At 67.4% G+C, this 16,551-nt stretch carries 6 protein-coding genes; all 6 read right to left on the minus strand.

The window, feature by feature from the left end:
- Positions 1-482: 482 nt before the first annotated feature.
- The 6 genes from PotMrB4_RS15400 to pcaC all read right to left on the minus strand — a co-directional run bounded on the left by PotMrB4_RS15400 (position 483) and on the right by pcaC (position 16,535).
- On the minus strand, positions 483-806 hold the full coding sequence (locus tag PotMrB4_RS15400; RefSeq protein ID WP_172433817.1) for a hypothetical protein: 324 nt from the start codon (positions 804-806) through the stop codon (positions 483-485).
- 175 nt (positions 807-981) lie between these two features.
- Positions 982-1,143: a hypothetical protein gene (locus tag PotMrB4_RS15405; RefSeq protein WP_172433818.1), complete on the minus strand. Its 162-nt coding sequence runs from the start codon at positions 1,141-1,143 to the stop codon at positions 982-984.
- A 69-nt stretch (positions 1,144-1,212) separates the two neighbouring features.
- Positions 1,213-1,539, minus strand: coding sequence for a hypothetical protein (locus PotMrB4_RS15410; protein WP_172433819.1), 327 nt, complete (start codon positions 1,537-1,539; stop codon positions 1,213-1,215).
- A gap of 377 nt (positions 1,540-1,916) precedes the next feature.
- On the minus strand, positions 1,917-14,462 hold the full coding sequence (locus PotMrB4_RS15415) for a filamentous haemagglutinin family protein (protein WP_172433820.1): 12,546 nt from the start codon (positions 14,460-14,462) through the stop codon (positions 1,917-1,919).
- Between the two features lie 194 nt (positions 14,463-14,656).
- Positions 14,657-15,787 carry a substrate-binding domain-containing protein gene (locus PotMrB4_RS15420; RefSeq protein WP_172433821.1) on the minus strand — a complete coding sequence of 377 codons (1,131 nt, stop codon included), beginning with the start codon at positions 15,785-15,787 and terminating at the stop codon, positions 14,657-14,659.
- Between the two features lie 352 nt (positions 15,788-16,139).
- Positions 16,140-16,535, minus strand: a complete 396-nt coding sequence (pcaC, locus tag PotMrB4_RS15425) for a 4-carboxymuconolactone decarboxylase (RefSeq protein ID WP_044399336.1) — start codon at positions 16,533-16,535, stop codon at positions 16,140-16,142.
- Between the last annotated feature and the right edge of the window lie 16 nt (positions 16,536-16,551).

The raw sequence follows: 16,551 nt of genomic DNA on the forward strand, positions 1-16,551 counted from the left end.
ACAACTCGCCCCCCCTTCAAACGCCACACTCCGCCCCATTAGAGCGGCGTAATCCTTGGCTAAACAGAAGGCCTCTTCCCTGCTGATATTCGGATTTTCTCTATAAGCGACAGGGACGTTCATAGCCTCAAACCCGTTACGCCTCAACTCGACCACAAAGGTAACCAGCCTGATGCGCTCCACATTCACACCCAGATAGCCAGAGCCATAAAACCTAGCCTCACTGGAAAAACCTTTATCGAACACACTCAAAAACCTAAGGTATTCGGAATGCACAGGCTGCTTAAGATATAAATCACAGATCACGCTACTTCCCCATACTTGTCACAGTCGCCCCAACACATACCAAACTAAAAAATCTAACCACCCCTACAAACTGATGCACTTCCACAACGATCCGAATCTTTATAATATTTTCAATTTCACGCCTCACGATATCGGGCGTTTTACTTCATAAAAGCCGACAACACCAGGGTACTTCATCAGGACTCTGCAACCTCATACAGAATCCGCCCCCAAATTGAGCTCAGCCGCTGCCAGAAATTTTCATCATAGTGGTAGTCGCGATCCAACCCCAAACAAACCGCTATCTCCACGACCTCACCGTCAATAAATTTCTCATTCAACTTCAAATCCATGACCTCCAGCAGCAAATACTCAAAGGCCATCTCATACTCGCCATGCGTCATATAATGTGAAATATCAGAAAAAGCCTCTTTACTGATATCCGAACGAATAAGCATAAGCTTCTCAGAAATCCAATTTCTTATTTCAAGAACATCCAGACACACCTCAAGCACTCCCATCACTCACCGAACCACCAAGTGAATTCTAATCAAAAGTCTTAATCACAAAAATCGCCCCCGATTCACCGGACAAGGAACTTCAAAAGCCGAGCGTTACTCAAAAATAAAAATAACAAAACAGCGCGCAGCCGCTACAAGACATTGAGCAAAATCAAAACCTGCCCTATTACCCATATCACTTATCCTGCACCACCACAGGCTCAATCTCCGACCCCACACCCATTTCATGCATAACTGCTACTCTGTCGCCCCCTGAAAAATCTAGAAAATTACGAACAGACTCAACCACAAAATCAAATACCCCTTCAGACAGATCAATGAGGTACAACACCTTCACCCCTCTACTCTCTCAGCAAACCCTTCTCCGCCATAATCAAAACAGAAAGAGCACCTACACTTGCATTCTCTACCGGCGCTCTTCGTTATTAAACAGGATGAGCACATTGCTATCACCCAGTGCATTCTTGATGATCGTTTCCACCTTCGGCAGCAAACCCGCAGCACTTTTATCGTTAAGATAAATCAAGAAAAAACAGCTCGCACGCATACCGTGCTCAAGTGCAATTTCCAGCGAAATAGAGTCAGAGCAAGTAGCAGCACCCTCTAAATCATCAACACTAGAAAGCAGGAATTTACCCGCAAAAAATTCCCGATGCCGTACGGACAACAGGTCAAGTATCCCTTCGACATCTTCGGCGGCGTGTGATGAATAACAAAACAGAGAGATAGCCATCTCAACTCCCTCCAAGCTCAATGACAGTGGAGCAATCGGATTATCAGCCAAATTAACGACGACGTTATCTACTTGCCTTTTGGGCCGAAGCCGGCTGCAGGCTATAACGATGCTCTTTGGGTAGTGGTATCTCAAAATCAGCGCAACATTTTTAGGGTGCCAGCAACATTGCTCAAGTCTTTTCCCGAACAAATGTAAGTCAGTCATCAATTTGGTAGGCACGCTAAGGGCGGCGGGCTCTAGCCGAAAACGCAAGCCAGACGGGCAAATGCTTTCCCTGACAGGTAAGGGCATTTCCTAAACGCAGAAAAAAGAGCGGCAGTCACCTGCCGCCCTCGGGAAAGAAGTGCCGCCCCGAAGGGCGGCCGGGGATGGGATCAAAGCGTGAGGTTGCGCTGTTCCTCCTCGGTCAGGCGGCTGCGGGCCTGTTCGTCCAGCGGGCCGGCGCCGAGCACCTGCACGCTGCGGTTGGCGTCGTAGCCGGTCGGTGCCGGGGCGCGGGCTTCTTCGCCGCCTTGCAGGCGTTCGTTGCCGAAGCCCAGCACCTGCACCGTGACGATGGACGGCTGGCGTTCGCGGGCGGCGCGCTGCTGGCCCCGCGCGGCCTCTTCGGCGGCACCGCTGGCGGAGCTGGCCGCCGAGCTGGCCGAGGCCAGGGCTCCGGTGTTGACCGAGGCCACCACCGGTATCCCGCTGGATTTGCCCTGCACCTGGATGTTGGCGGCGTTGATCACCTGCAGCGCGGCGATGTTGACGTTGCCGGAGACGCGGATGCCGGCCTCCCCCGCGTCGATGGTGCCCAGCGGCGCCAGCAGGTCCATGTCGCCCGGCGGTACCTCGGGGATGGGCGCCAGGGTGGCGATGCCGGCACCGGTACTGGGCACGCTGGGCGACAGGGTGACGTTGCCCCAGGCGTCGTAGACGCGACGGGGTGGTGTGTACACCAGGGTGGTCTTGGAGCCGCGCCCGGCGTTGATGTCGCCCCGGGCGGACCAGGCCAGGATGTCGCCACCGAAGGTGGTCATGATGCGGCTCTGGCCCAGCAGCACGCTGCCTTCGGCGAACAGCTGGATGTCCCCGGCCCCCTGGGTGATGACACCGGCCGAGGCCGGCGGCGCCTCGCCCTCGATGCCGAACACCTGCTGCCCGCCCGGCGTGAGCATCTGGATGCCGCCCCCGAACAGGGTGCGCACCCCGGCACCGCCATAGAGGGTGATGTCGCCCTCGTAGCGGATCGGGTTGCCGGCCACGTCATGACTGGGGAACAACGCGGCGATGGCATTGCGGCCGCGCAGGTAGCTGCCGAAACGCGGGCTGCCGGCATCGTTGTATTCGCGCCCGCCTGCGCGCAGCTCGGCGAAGTACAGCTGGCGGGCGAAGATCCGCTGCTGCTCCGGCGCCAGTGCGGTGAAGTAGGCCAGCGCCTGCTCGCGGCTGCCGCTGAAGCCGAAGCGCTCGGCCAGCCAGGCCGCCAGCTCGGCTTCGTAGGTCTGCGCGACGCCACCCGCACCCAGGCTGGCGCCGGGGGCGAGGCGGTTGGCCGGGTCCAGGTAACGCAGGGCGAAGGCCAGGTAGTCCGGGCCGCTGCCGGCACCGGCTTGCAGGGCGATGTCGGCACCCGGGCGCTTGTCGCCGGGCACGATGGCTCCCAGGCTGTTCAGCGTGGCCTGGTCTTCCAGGCGCAACTGGCGACCGGCGGTGATCTCCAGGGTGCCGGGCCCGGCAACGTTGAAGCTGCTGAAAAGGATGTCGCGCCCGGCGGACACCACCGAGACGTCGGTGGGCGCGTCGTGGACGAACAGGTTGCCGGTGGTCTGCGCAGTGCCTTCGATCTGGATCGGGCCTAGCAGACCGACCATCTGCCCGCTGTTGACGATGTCGCGTCCGGCCATGAGACGGGTCGGGCGTGCGCCCTCGTACCAGGTTTCACCGGCCCGGGGATAGCTCGAGAACCGCAGGATCTCGCCCGTGCGCACCCCGACGATGTCACCCCGCAGGGCGTAGATGCGCGTCGGCTGGTCGGCACCACGGTAGGCGCCTTCGACCCCGGTGCCACCGAAGGCGAACAGGCTGCGCCCGGGGTTGCCGCTCCAGCCCAGGTCGCCATGGCTGGCGCCTGACGCATCGAGGTAGTAGAAGCCCGGTTTGAAGGGCGTGGCCAGGTGCTCCTGGGGAGCGTTGCTCGGCGAAAGGGCATACCCCCCGGCATAGATGGAGTTCCCGGCCAGCAACTCCAACTGGGCCTGGCGCCCCGGGGCCAGTAGCAGGGAATGGGTTAGCACGCCGATAACATGCTGGTACTCCTGCGCCGAAGGTCCGTAGTAGAGGCTGCCAGCCGGTGCCACCGCCCGCAATACGGAGGGGTAGACGAAACGCCCGTCGGTAGCGGAGTAGTCCATGCCAGTCCGTACACCCACACCGAGCACACTCATCTCGCCCAACTGGGTCGACGGCGTCAGGTTGCCGCCAGCGGCGAACAGGTCGATGGCGGTGTGATCGGTCCACAGGCTGAACCAGGCGAAGCCGCTGCTGCGGCTGCCGGCCAGTTCCACGGCCTGGCCACCCAGGGCCTGGCTGCGCCCGGCATCGCCCACGCCTCCCAGCACCAGGTCGCCCCGGGCATTCAGGCTCACCGTGGCGTCCCCCGGTACCAGCACCACCCCGCCGGTGGCGGAGGCCTTGGTGGCGGTGAAGGGGTCGTAGGCGCGGCTTTCCCGGGCGTCATGGTTGGGCGCTTCCGGCCCGGTGATCGTGTCGATGCCGCCATAGGAGGCCGCACTGGCGCGCAGGCTTCCCCGCAGGTTGACCAGGCTGCCATTGAGGTCATGCCGCTGCTTGATGGGCAGCTTGGCATCGTCCTGGAACCCTCGGGCCTCCAGGTCGGGGTTGAGCGCACCGCCCACCACCAGGTTCAGGTCGCCACCGCCGGTGGTGACCAGGTGGCCGTCCACCATGCGCCCGGTGGAGCCCACCGCCAGCACCAGGCCCCGGCTGCGGTTGGCGAGGTCGTACTTCATGGCGCCCCGGGGCGCCAACAGGCCGGCATCCCCGGTCACGCGTACGTCGAGGTTGCCGCCGCCCAGGGTGCCGAAGCCGGTAAAGCCGGCGAGGGCCACCTCGGTGCTGTCATTGAACGGCACATAGGTGCCGAAGTTGATCCACCATGCGCTGGGCACAGTGGATACCGCGTCAGGCCCGCCGCCCTGGCGCCACAGCCAGTTGCTGACTGCGCCGCCCTCCAGTTGCGTCTTGTCCTCGCCTGCATTTTGCTGGCGCCCGATCAGATCGCCGGTCAGGTCACCGCCCACCGTCAGCGACAGGTTGCCGCCCCGGTCCGGGTACCAGGCGCGGTAGAGGCTGCTGGCCCCGCCGTCCACCAGGGTCTCGTAGATGCCTCCGTTGGAGCCCAGTACCTTGTCGCCTGGCCTCGTCGAGCCAGGCATCGTGGCCACACCGCGTGCCTGGTTGTAGGCCGCGGACTGCGACAGCCCCAGCGAAGAGGTACCGGCCGTATAGAGGCCGTACAGGGAGTGCAGGTTGAAGTCCCCGGCGCTCACCAGGTCCAGGTCCCCGGTGCCGGTGCGCAGCACGCTGAAGCGGCTGCTGCCCAGGGCGTAGTTGTATTCGGGCAAGGGCTCAGGTGTCCCCTCGACGATACAGAGCGTTGCCCCTTTTGCGCAGAACTCGTCGTCGGTCATACCCCATAGGGATGCCAATTCTGCGACTGGACGCCCGGAAAAGCTCAGGTCACCCCAGTAAAGCAGCGAAGCTTCATCGCTTAGTACCCTGGGGCCTGGCGGTAGAGCACATAGACTGGCCTCATAGCAAATGCTCGCTTCATCCCAGCCGAACTCAGCCATGACCTCGGCTACCGGCTTTCCGGCGAAGCTCTCATCGCCATACCATGCCAGTGCACCCTCCGCCGTGAGGAGGCGGGTCGATGGCACCGGCTTGAGCGTCGCCAGGTAGCCATAGTGAGTGTCGGCCAGGCGCAGTTCGCCGTGCTCGGCATAGGGGTCGACCAGGCGGCTGTCGGCGGCCTGCAGGTCGGCACCGGCCACGGCCCGCAGCGACCAGGACTGCGAGCCTTCAGGCAGCATCTGCGCCACGGCCCAATTGTGTCCCTTGCCGTCACCGCCTCGCAGGTTGATCTTCTCCACCCCGGCGGCGAGCTTTACATCGGTGCCCGCCGGAATCAGCGCGCCCAGGGCCAGCACCAGGTTCCCCGCCTGTACCACCCTGTCCGGCGCACCGACGATAGTGCTGGGCGCGTTGCTCGGCAGCGGCACACCCTTCGGCCAGGTCATGGCCGTTACCGGAGTGTCCTCCGGCAGCCAGGTCCCCGCCCCCAGGACCATGCCCTGGGCCAGGGTGACGGCCTCGGCCAGGCGGGTGCCGGCCGCGTAGGCCAGGCTGCCGTCGGCGTTGCGCACCTCCGCCGCCAGCACCGTACCGGCCGCCAGCAGCAGCGGGCCGTTCAACCGCGCGTCCGCCGGCAGGCGGGTACCGGCAGCCAGGGTCATGGCCTTGATCGGCAGGTCGTAGTTGAGCACCGTGCCGGCGGGGAAGGCGGTGCCATCCTGCAGTTCGATGCCGCCACGGGGCACCACCACATCCCCGTTGAACGGTTGCTTGCCGGGCAGCAGCACCCAGCCGTCGTCGTCCTGGGTGGCCGGCGGTGCGAGGAAGCCGTCGTTGATGCTGCCCAGCACGCTCAGGTCGCCCCTAGCGCGGATCACCAGGTGCCCCACCTCCCCCGATCCCGCAGCGGCGGTCCTGGGGGTGTGCGGATTGAGGCTGGCGTAGCGGTAGCCGGACAGGTCCAGGTCGCCCTGCACCACCAGGTCGCCACCGGGCGTCCGGCTGACCAGCTCCACCCCGGGCCGCAGGTGGAAGGCATCGGCATAGGCGGCGTTGTTCAGGCCGGCCAGCTTGCCGTTGAGCAGCGCGCCGTTGGCCAGGGCGTGGTCGATGAAGGCCAGGCTCTCGGCGTGCTTCTGGTCCAGATAGGCCTGGTCGATGACCTGGTAGGGCCGGCCGCTGGCGGCCGGGTCGCTGCCGTCGCGGGCATCGTCGTAGCGCTGCACGCCGTTCACGGCGATCAGGCTGGCGCCCTGGATGTCCAGGGGGCCGCTGGCATCGATGGCGATGTCGCCAGCACTGGCACCGCCGAGCCGGGGAGCATTCAGCTCCAGGGTGCCCCGTGCCCGGCCGTCGTGGCCGCTGCTGGCGGCGGTGCCGTGGCGCAGGTCGATGCGGGCGCCACTGGCCAGGGTCAGTTGGCCATCGACGGCGCTCAGCTCCACCGTGGCCCGGTTGGGCGCATCGATGATCCCGCCGTAGCTGTCCACCCGCAGGCGGTTGCCATGGGCGTCCAGCCGCGCGCCGCCCCCAAGGGTGAGCCCCTGCTTGCCGGCCAGGCGGATGGCCCCCACCCGCTCGCCGCTGGCGTCCACGGTGCCGTTCACCGTGAGGTGCCCGCCGTCCAGCGACACGCTGATCTCTCCGGCCTTTAGGCCATCGCCGATCACCAGGTCGCCCTGCTTGAGCTGGAAGCTGCGGGCGCCGAACACCTGGCCCTGGTTGAGGCGCTGGTTGAGCGCGGCGAAATCGTCGCTGAGGTTGCCCGCGCCGAGCCGCTGGGCGTGTATCTCCAGGCTGCCGGCCTTGTACGGCATCCAGGTGCCGCCAGCGTCGTATTCCCCGCTGCTGCCACCGAGGATGCGCCCTTCCAGGGCCACCGTGCCGGCGCCGGCCGCCAGGGCGGTGGCCTTGAGGCTACCGGCCTGGTTGTTGACCGCGGACAGGTCGATCAGCGCACCGGCCGCCTGGCGGATGTCGCCGTGGCGGCTCTCCAGGATCAGGTCGCCGCCCCAGCTGTACTTGTTCACCTCGTTGAAGGTGACCTTGCGCCCGGCCAGGTCGATGCGGGCGCCATCACCGAGGCTCAGCTGCTCCTCGGCCGCCAGGGTCAGCTTGCCGCTGGGCAGCACCACCGCGCCCTCCAGGTACAGGTTGCGCCCGCGAAGGGACAGCTCCGCCCCCAGGGCATCGCCCCCGATGGTCGGCACCGTGGAACCGGCCGGGGCGCTGATGCGGATGTCGCCACCCGCGCTGAGGCGGTTCACCGAGCCGGCCCCGCCGGTCAGCACCGGGGTGCGCAGGGTCAACTGCCCGCCGCTGTACTGGAAGCCCTGGCCCGGGGTGTAGCCGTCCTGCCGCTGGTACACCGCCAGGCCGCCCTTGTGATTGGCGGTGATGCGCTCGCGGGCGTTCAGCTCGACGTTGGCGAAGCCCACGGCCAGCCGGTCGCGGATCGGGCTGGCACTGGGCTGGCTGTCCGGCAGGTAGCCGAACTCGATGCGCTCGGCGTCGATCAGCAGGCTGCCCGCGCCGCTGCCTGCACCGCCGGCGATGATGGCTCCGGCCTCGTTGTGGGCACCGTTCCACACCAGGTTGGCGGTGCGGATCTGTGCACGCGCACCCGCCTCGCCCTGGCCGTAGATAGCCGGGGTGGTCAGCACCAGCTCCTTGAGCCGCGAGCGGCCGTCGGCACCGTAGGTGTCCAGGCTGGCGTCGCCGAAGAAGTTCAGCGAATCCCGCGCGCCCAGCACCAGGGTCTCCAGCGCGGGCGCGCCGACCTGGGCATCGCCACGCAGCAGGCGGTCCAGCACCGCCTGGTTGAGGGTCAGCCCGTTGGGCAGGCGGTTGCGGCTGGCCAGGTCGGCCAGCACCTCGGCGCTGCCGACGTTGATACCGCCCACTGCCAGGGTCAGGTTGCGGGTGCCGTAGCGCACCGCATCGCTCAACTCGAAGCGGTTGTCGGTGGCCGTGGCGATGGTGCCGTCGGAATAGAGCCCGGTGGTGCCGCTGCATGTGCCGTCGCAGACACCGATGCGGATGGGCCCGGGCGCCGCATTCGGTAACTGGGGGTTGGGTACATCCGGGGCCAGCAGGCTGAGGTAGCCGTTGGAAACCGCCAGCACGCTGTTGCGCCCCGGCTTGTACAGGTAACCGTCGCGGGAGTCCCGCGGGGCAGCCCCCAGGCCCAGGGTGTTGATGCTGGCGCCCTGCTCCACGGTGATGCCCCCCGTCGTGCCGGAGCTGATCAGCATGACCTCCGGCGCCCGCAGGGTCGCGCCGCTGCGCAGGGTCACGCTGCGCACGTTGGCCCCATTAGTGCTACCCAGCTGGATGAAATTGCCGCCCTGGCCGTAGGCCGTACGGCCAAGACCACCGATGAAGAGGCTGCCGGCACCGATGGCGTTGAGGTCGGCATCGTTCAGGGAGATGCCGGTAAAGCCGGCGTTGGCCCCGGTGCCGGCCTTGACGATTTCCAGGTGGCTGCCGAATGTCGCGTCGATGGCGGTGATGCTGCCCCGTCCTCCCTCCTCACGGCCCTTCAGCAGGGTTCCGGCGAAGCGGAAGCTGGGCTGGCTGCCGTCGCTGCGCGAGAAATTCAGGTTGAAGGCCTTGGCGTCCCGCGGCATCAGCGCGGCGGGGATGCCCAGCCGCGCGGCATCGGCCAGCAGGTACTGGCTGAGAGTGGTCTCGTTGTACTGGGAGTAGCGGCGCAGCACGTCGGCCGGGGTGAGGATCACCTGGCTGGCCAGGCTGTCGCGGGCGCTGCTGGCCAGGCCCAGGGTACCGGCGGTGGACCAGGAGCCGTTGCGCATGGTCTGGGTGACGAGGGCACCGCCCTGCCCCGCCAGGCCATTGACCTCCACGCGGAAGGCCCCCGGCAGCAAGGCGTAGGTGGATGGCAGCAGGGTGTAGGTGCCCGCCGGTAGCCCCGGTACGCCAGCGCCGACGGTGATCTGCTGGCCCACCAGCGGTGCCACGGCCCCGGCCTCGCCATTGCCGGGGGCGAAACCCGGCTGGACGCCGGGCACGATGGCGTACACCGGGTTGCTGCTCAGGGCCGGCAGCAGGAAGCCGTCCGGGCCGTATTGCACCAGCGGGTTGAAACGGGCGTCGGTGGAGCCGCCGCGACCGGCGACGAACCCGGCACCGAGCACCACCCCGCCGCCGGACACATCCACCACGGCGCCCTCGGCCACGTCGATGGTCTGCCCGATCAGGTCCACCTTGCCGGGCATGTTGTTCTGTGCAGCCTTCAGCAGGGTGGTGGAGAGGGCCACGCCGTCGTAGAGCCAGGTCTTGCCGTCCACGGTGCCGCCATAGGGAATAACCAGGCCCGCACCGCTCACCGAGGTCAGGCTGCCGGGCAGCAGGTTCACCCGGCTGGCGGGCCGCGGGCTGTTGCCGCCGTAACCGACCTCCAGGCTGCCCAATGGCGCCCGCAGGACGCCCCCCTGGTTGATCACGTCGGCCTGCAGCCTCAACTCGCCAAAGGCCGACAGGGGCTGCGCCGGGATCGCGCCAACCGGGCGGCCAATGTCGATGCGCGTGGCCTGCACCAAGGCCTTGACCCCGGTGCCGGGGTAGACCTGGGCTGCTGTGATGCGCAGGTCGCCGGGCAGCGTCAGGCTCATGGCGTTGGCTATGCTGCTCGGGCTCGCCAGCAGCCGCAGGTCACCCAGGCTGTCCAGTTGCACCTGGGCGAAGGCACGGCGGTCCACCACCTGCTCGCGCCCCTGCAGCAGGCGGATGCTGCCGCGCGCCCCCAGGTTCACCTTGTCGCGCACGTCCAGCAGGCCACGGGCACTGAGCCGCCACTGACCAGTGGCAGGGCGTATCGAGGTGCCAATGTCAATCCTCGTGCTGGTCTCGCCACTGTTCGCGTCAACCAGCTTGGCCCCGGCCAGCCGCAGGTAGTGGCTGTTCAACTCGACCCGGCTGTCCGCCGCGGCGGACTCGGCCAGGCCATAGGCCCCGGCATACAGGCTGAGGGCATTGGCCAGGTTCAGGCGCACGTTGCCATCGAAGCTCAGTAGCCCGGTGCTGAGCAGCGCCAGGTTGTCGAACCCGCCCTGCTCCACCAGGCTCACCGCCAGCCGGCCCTGGCCATAGCGCAGCAACGACGCCCCCTGCTCGGGGCCAGCCCCCTCGGCCAGGGGTGCCGCATGCTGCTGGGCCACCACCAGTTCCCGGGCCTGGCGCACGGCGTCAGTGGCCCGGGGGTCTTCGAACCTGTATTTGGTCGCACCCAGAGCCACGGAGAGGCTGCCCCCTGCCGCCCCCTCGCCGCCAGCCGCAGCGCGGAGCTGCCCATCCAGGTACAAACCGCTGGTGGATGCCAGGGCAATGCTGCCGCCCTGGCTGGCCACCCGCAGCGGGCCCTGGCCGGGCAGGTCGAGCCATGCCTGGCTGCCGGAGGCATCGAGGCGCGCGCCCTGGCGCACCACCACGAAGGCATCGCTGGCCGTCAGGTCACCCAGGTTGGCGTCGATTTCCCCACCGATGACGATGCTGCCCCCCTGGCGCACCTGGCCGTAGCGGTTGCCTCGGGCGTCCACCGCGCTGACGGCGCGGGAGGCTGCGTCCAACCGGGCGTGATCGCCGATCCAGAGGGAACGGTAGGTTTCCAGCGGCCGCGCGGACTGGACCTCACCGTTGCTCCCCAGGCCGAGGACGCTGATGCGCCCGCCCCAGGCCTCCAGGGTGCCGTCCACCGTGACCTGGCCGATCCCGGCCAGGCGGATGGCCTGGCCAGGGTCGACATGCAGCAGAGCCCCCTGCTTCACCACCAGCGCCGTGCTGGCGATGTCGGCGGCGGCGGTCTCCGGGCTGCCAGCCTGCAGCGAGAGGCTGGCCCCCTGGCGCTGGGTCAGCACGCCCTGGCCGGCATCCTCCTGGTAAAGGGGGGGCAACCAGCGCTCCAGGGCCTCGGACAGGGCACCGCCGGTAGCCAGGTTGCCCGCGCCGCTGGCCTGGCGGTACAGCGGCTGGGTCACCTCGACGTGTGTGCCCTCGGCCACCTCCAGGCCCCGGTTGCCCCTCACCTCGTAGGCGGAGAAACCCTTGTCGAAGAAGTCCCCACGCAGCACCAGGGTGCCGGCCGCCGCCGACGGGGCGTTGTCGGCGATCAGCACCCGAGCGGCCTGCAGGCTGAGGGTGCCACCGCCCTTGACGCCTTCGCCCCGCAGGGCGCCGCCCAGGCTCAGCACGCCACTGTCGCCCCGGTTGCCGGCACTGGCCGCCAGGGTGACGTGGCCGCCCTTGCCGCCCTGCAGCCTGCCGTTGGCGAGCAGCGCCGCGCCGGAGCTGACATCCACCGTGCTGCCGGCTTCCAGCAGGGTGTTGCCGCTGCTGCGCAGGGACACGCTGCCGCCATTGAGGTAGGGCAGCGCGCGGGTGTCGTCGGGTTCGCGCAGCAGGTTGCTCCACAACCCGCTGGCATCGAGGCGCACGCCCGCCCCCACGCGTACCGAGGCACTGCCGCTGGTGGGGGTGAGCACGGTATCGGCACGCCCCAGGGCGGTCATCTGGTTGAGCACGTTGCCCAGCTGGAGGCTGCCACCACGGGCGGTGATGTCGGCGTTCACCTCCACCTGCGGGCCGTAGAGGGTCACGTTGCCGGCCGGCGCCACCTGCAGCGCGCTGTCGACCCGGATGCCCTCGCTGGCCGCCACCTTGATGGCCCCGAGGTTGAAGCCATTGAGCTGGGCGCTGTCCAGGTACAGGGTGCCCTGGCGTCCCGCCGGCAGGGCGGTGGTCAGGTCGAGCCCGTCGGCGATGCGTTCGGCGCCCTGGCCGAACACCACCTGCTTCAGGGTGTTGGCACTGGCACCCAGTACGGGCTCCAGGGTGCCGCTGCTCTTCACGTACAGGGGGGCGTAGGTACCCACCACCAGTTGGCCACCGCGCGCCGCCGCCTTCTGCGACTGGCGGTAGCCGTCGAGGCCGGCCTGGGCCGCCTGGGTCTGCCGGGCGCCCTGGTAGGTGTCGCTGGCCAGGGTGCCCTCAAGCACCGCGTTGCGGGTGCCGATGACCAGGCTGCCGGCGTCGCGGCCCACGGTATAGCCGGCCTCCTGGCGCTCGCGCGGGGCGATCAGCGGATCGTAGTAGTAGTCGGTGCGGCCCCAGCGCTGGCTGTGGTCCTCATAGCCCCGGTAGATGCCGGTGTAGAGGATGTCGCCCGGGGCGCTGGAGAGTTCGTACAGGCGCCCGTCGGCGCCCTTCAGCCAGGTCTGCCGGACGCTGCCGCCCTGGACGTCGAGGGTGCCGCCGGAAAGGTTGATCTGCGAACCGGACTGGGTCACCACCTCGCCGCCGGTGAAGCTGACGGTGCCGCCCAGGGCCATCCATTCGGCCACGCTGTGGCCCTGGGTGCCGAGGTAGCCGCTGACCTCCAGCAGGCCGCCGGCGGTGTACCAGCGGTCGGTGGCGTAGCCGTTGGTCCCGGCCGGCACCCGTACCAGCTCGCGCACATCCACCCAGACATCGCTGTTGTTCAGCGCGCCCTTGTCGCGGTTGACCGAGGCGTCGCGCTGCTCGTTGCCCTGCAGGTTGACCTTGACGCTGTTGGCCGACATGGCCACCTGCACGCCGGTGGCGCCGGAGACGTCGATCACGGCGCCGTCGCGCACCAGGCTGCGCTGGGCGGCCTGGGTCGCCACCTGGCCACCGGTGGCCAGGGTGATGGAGCCCTTCTGGAAGTCCACGCTGCCACTGCTGTCGATCTGCACCAGGGACAGGTCGCGGCGGAAGGCATCGCCGTTCACCACGTCGCCGTCCTGCTTGAGGACCGGTGCCAGCAGGGCATCGCGCTGGCTGTCGAGGGCGGTGGCGCTGGCATCGAGGAGGATCGCGGTGGTGCTGCCCTCGCCCAGGGTCACCTGGCCATTGGCGCCGCTGGCGGTGAGGTGCACGGTGCCACGGGCGTCTGCGGAGGTGCTGGCCAGGGCCACGCCGTTCTGCTGCACCTGGTTGCCCACCAGGCTGACATCGCCGCTGGCGGCCAGCAGCACGCCCCGGTTGAGCACCCGGCCGTTGCCGCTGGCGCTCACTTCGTTGCCACGGGTGGTGGAGGTGGGGCTGCCGTCGCTGCCATAGCCCTTGAGGATCACGAAGCTGTCCCCGGCCGCCATCAGCACCTGGCCCTTGGGCGTGCTGATGCTGCCGGCGTTGTCCACCTCCTTGCCCAGCAGCAGCACATAGCCGCCCCCGGAGGTGGAGGTGCTGGGCGCCGCCGTGCTCAGTTGCGCCCCCTGCTCCACGCGGATGTTGCCCTGGGCGTTGGTGAAGCTCGGGTTGCTGCCGTTGTAGAGGCCGCCGCTGCGGAACTGCTCGTCGCTGAAGCCGGTAGCGGCAGCCACCAGGTTGCGCACGTTGACCTGGCTGGTGCCGCTGAACACCACCCCGTTGCTGTTGAGGATCATCACCGTGCCGTCGGCCTTGATCTGGCCCTGGATCTGGCTGGGCGCGGTGCTGTTGCCCACCTTGTTCAGCAGCGCCCAGCTGGCCTCTTGCTGGAAGGCCAGGGTGGTGTCGCGGCCGACGTTGAAGGTCTCCCAATTGAGGATGGCCTTGTCGGCGGTCTGCTTGATGGACACCAGCACCTTGCCGTTGGCGTCGGTCTGCACCGGCGCCTCGGCGTTGATGAACAGCGGCTTGCCATCGGGCCCCACCACCACGTTGAGGCCGTTGCCTCCGAGACCGTTGTGCAGGGTCTGCGGGGCGCCGCTGGCCGCCGCGCGTCCGGCGGCCTGGGCTGCCTGGGCCGCGGCGATGGCGGCCACGGTGTTGTTGAGGTTGGCGAAGGAGCGGCCCAGGCGCTGCTGCACCTGCTGCTGCTGCGCCAGCGGCGGTGGCGAACCCGGCTGCACGGTCCCCGGCCGGGCGGCTCCGGCGGCCTGGGCGGCGCCCTTCTCGGCGAACCAGCCGGCACTGAAGGCCGGCGCGGCCTGGGCCCCGCCGGCCAGCAACATCAGGGCGATGGCCTGGGCCAGGGGCTTGAGCAGGAGGGGATATTCGCGGCGGGCGGTGCAGGTGACGGACGGCTTGGGCTGGGAACGCATCACGACGGGTCCTTGTTCGGGTGGAGGCGCAGCGCCCCGAAGGACGCGCCATGGCTGTTACCCCCAAGGCCGTCGGCGCAGCGGGCGACCGAACTTTTGTCACGCAAAGTTCACGGGGCCTACCGGCGCCTGACATGCAAAACCGGCAATGGCGCGAGGCCATTGCCGGTTCCTGGGGCGAACCCGCGAGGGGCTTAGAGCGGACGGCCGATGCCGTTGCAGGCGCTGGTGTTGCCGATGGCCAGGGAACTGCCCGGCAGCGCGAAGGTGGTGCGGATGGCGTCTTTCCAGGCGGCGGTGAGCGGGATCAGCTTGTTGGCGACGATCTCGTCATCGTTGTTGCTGCTGGCGTTCAGACCGTAGTGACGGTTGAGGAAGGTGCGGATGGCGATGGTGTCGGCGCTGTCCTTGTAGCACTGGCTGAACACCAGGTTGGTGTAGCCGACGATGCTGTAGCCGCTAGTGGGGTTGGCCAGCAACGGAACCCACTTCGACGGATCAGCGCGGTCTGCCGAGGCGGGCGGAGCGATGGTGCCCAGCGCGGTCGTGACATTGCCCACGGTGGGCAGGTTGCCGTTGACCTTGGCGACCACGGCGGGGTTGGTGGCGTCCACGTCCTCCGGGCCGACGTAGCCGATGGCGCCATCGGTGGCGGCCACGGTGCTGGCCATCTGGGCGCTGCCACTCACGGCCACGGCTCCAGCCGGCACACCGCCAAGGGCGGCGCTGGTGAAGGTGCTGCTGACGCCGAACTGGCCTGAACACTGGCTGTTCAGGTGGCGGGTGAAGATCTCGGAGGTGCCGCTGCTGGTGCCACGGTAGACCACGGTGATCGGGCCGGAGGCGCTGCTGATCTGGCTCCAGTTGGTGATGTTGCCGGAGAAGATGCCGCACAGCTGGGCGCTGGTCAGGTTCAGCGAGGTGACGCCGGCTTTCTTGTAGGGAATGGTGACCGAGGTGGCCGCCGAGGGGATCTGTACCAGCGGGCCCCAGTTGTTGGCATCGGTAGCGGGCACGGTCGGGGACTGGTGGGCATTCTTGTAGGCCGAAATCTCGGCGGCACTCAATACGGAGTCACTGCCGGCGTAGTCGACGGTGGTGCCGCTGGGCAGGTTGAGCTTGGTGGCGTCGTTGTTCAGCACGGCAGCCTTGCCGGCGCCGCTGCCCACGCCGATGTAGGCGTTGAAGCCGGACGGCAGCACGGTGGCGGTGTTGTACAGGTTCTGCGGCAGGGTGGCACCGCCACCGACGACGGCCGCCATGGCCTGGGCGGAAAACAGGCCGGCAACGGCCAGGGAAACAGCGAGAACGTTGCGCTTGAACATGAGGAAGCTCCTTTCATCGTGTCTGGACGTGGATGGTTCGCTGTCGAGCGGTTCATGGCCGGTCGGGCGCATTCCAGAAGCCCGGTGCGGCTCGGCCATGGCACTGACAGTCGCAGCCACGGGTGACAGGCAAAGGAAAAAACCTCGGGAGCACGAGGCGCTCAAGAACGGGAGTGTTCGGGGGTGCGTGCAACCTGCCTGACATGACAGGGCGCTGCGGCAAGGAAGTATTCCGGGAGGGTGGCTGGGAGACCGCTCGGGGCGAGGGCTGGCGGGCAGGACATGACAGTGGCGTGAACCCGAGCCTGCCCGGCCGCAGGCTCTGGAGCCTGGGCCGGGAGTCGCTCGGCGATCAGGGGTGCAGCGACTCGACCCCCAGTTCATCCCACACGGCTTCGGCCAGGTGGAAGGTGGCGTTGGCGGCGGGGATGCCGCAGTAGATGGCGCTCTGCATGATCACTTCCTTGATCTCGTCGCGGGTGACGCCGTTGTTCTTCGCGGCGCGCAGGTGCAGCTTCAGTTCGCCCTCGCGGTTCATACCGATGAGCATGGCGATGGTCACCAGGCTACGGGTATGGCGCGGCAGGCCCGGGCGGGTCCAGATGTCGCCCCAGGCGTGGCGGGTGATCATTTCCTGGAACTCTTCGTTGAAGGGCGTGAGGTTCTGCAGGCTGCGGTCGACATGGGCGTCGCCCAGTACGGCGCGGCGGACCTGCATGCCGGCTTCGTAGCGTTCTTTTTCGTCCATCGATGGGGCCTCGAAC

The organism is Metapseudomonas otitidis, assembly GCF_011397855.1.
GTDB lineage: Bacteria > Pseudomonadota > Gammaproteobacteria > Pseudomonadales > Pseudomonadaceae > Metapseudomonas > Metapseudomonas otitidis.

Excerpts from the sequence above, each read along its gene's own strand:
- PotMrB4_RS15415 (WP_172433820.1), bottom strand. The coding sequence starts at position 14,462 with ATGCGTTCCCAGCCCAAGCCGTCCGTCACCTGCACCGCCCGCCGCGAA.
- PotMrB4_RS15410 (WP_172433819.1), bottom strand. The coding sequence starts at position 1,539 with ATGGCTATCTCTCTGTTTTGTTATTCATCACACGCCGCCGAAGATGTC.
- PotMrB4_RS15400 (WP_172433817.1), bottom strand. The coding sequence starts at position 806 with ATGGGAGTGCTTGAGGTGTGTCTGGATGTTCTTGAAATAAGAAATTGG.
- PotMrB4_RS15420 (WP_172433821.1), bottom strand. The coding sequence starts at position 15,787 with ATGTTCAAGCGCAACGTTCTCGCTGTTTCCCTGGCCGTTGCCGGCCTG.
- pcaC (WP_044399336.1), bottom strand. The coding sequence starts at position 16,535 with ATGGACGAAAAAGAACGCTACGAAGCCGGCATGCAGGTCCGCCGCGCC.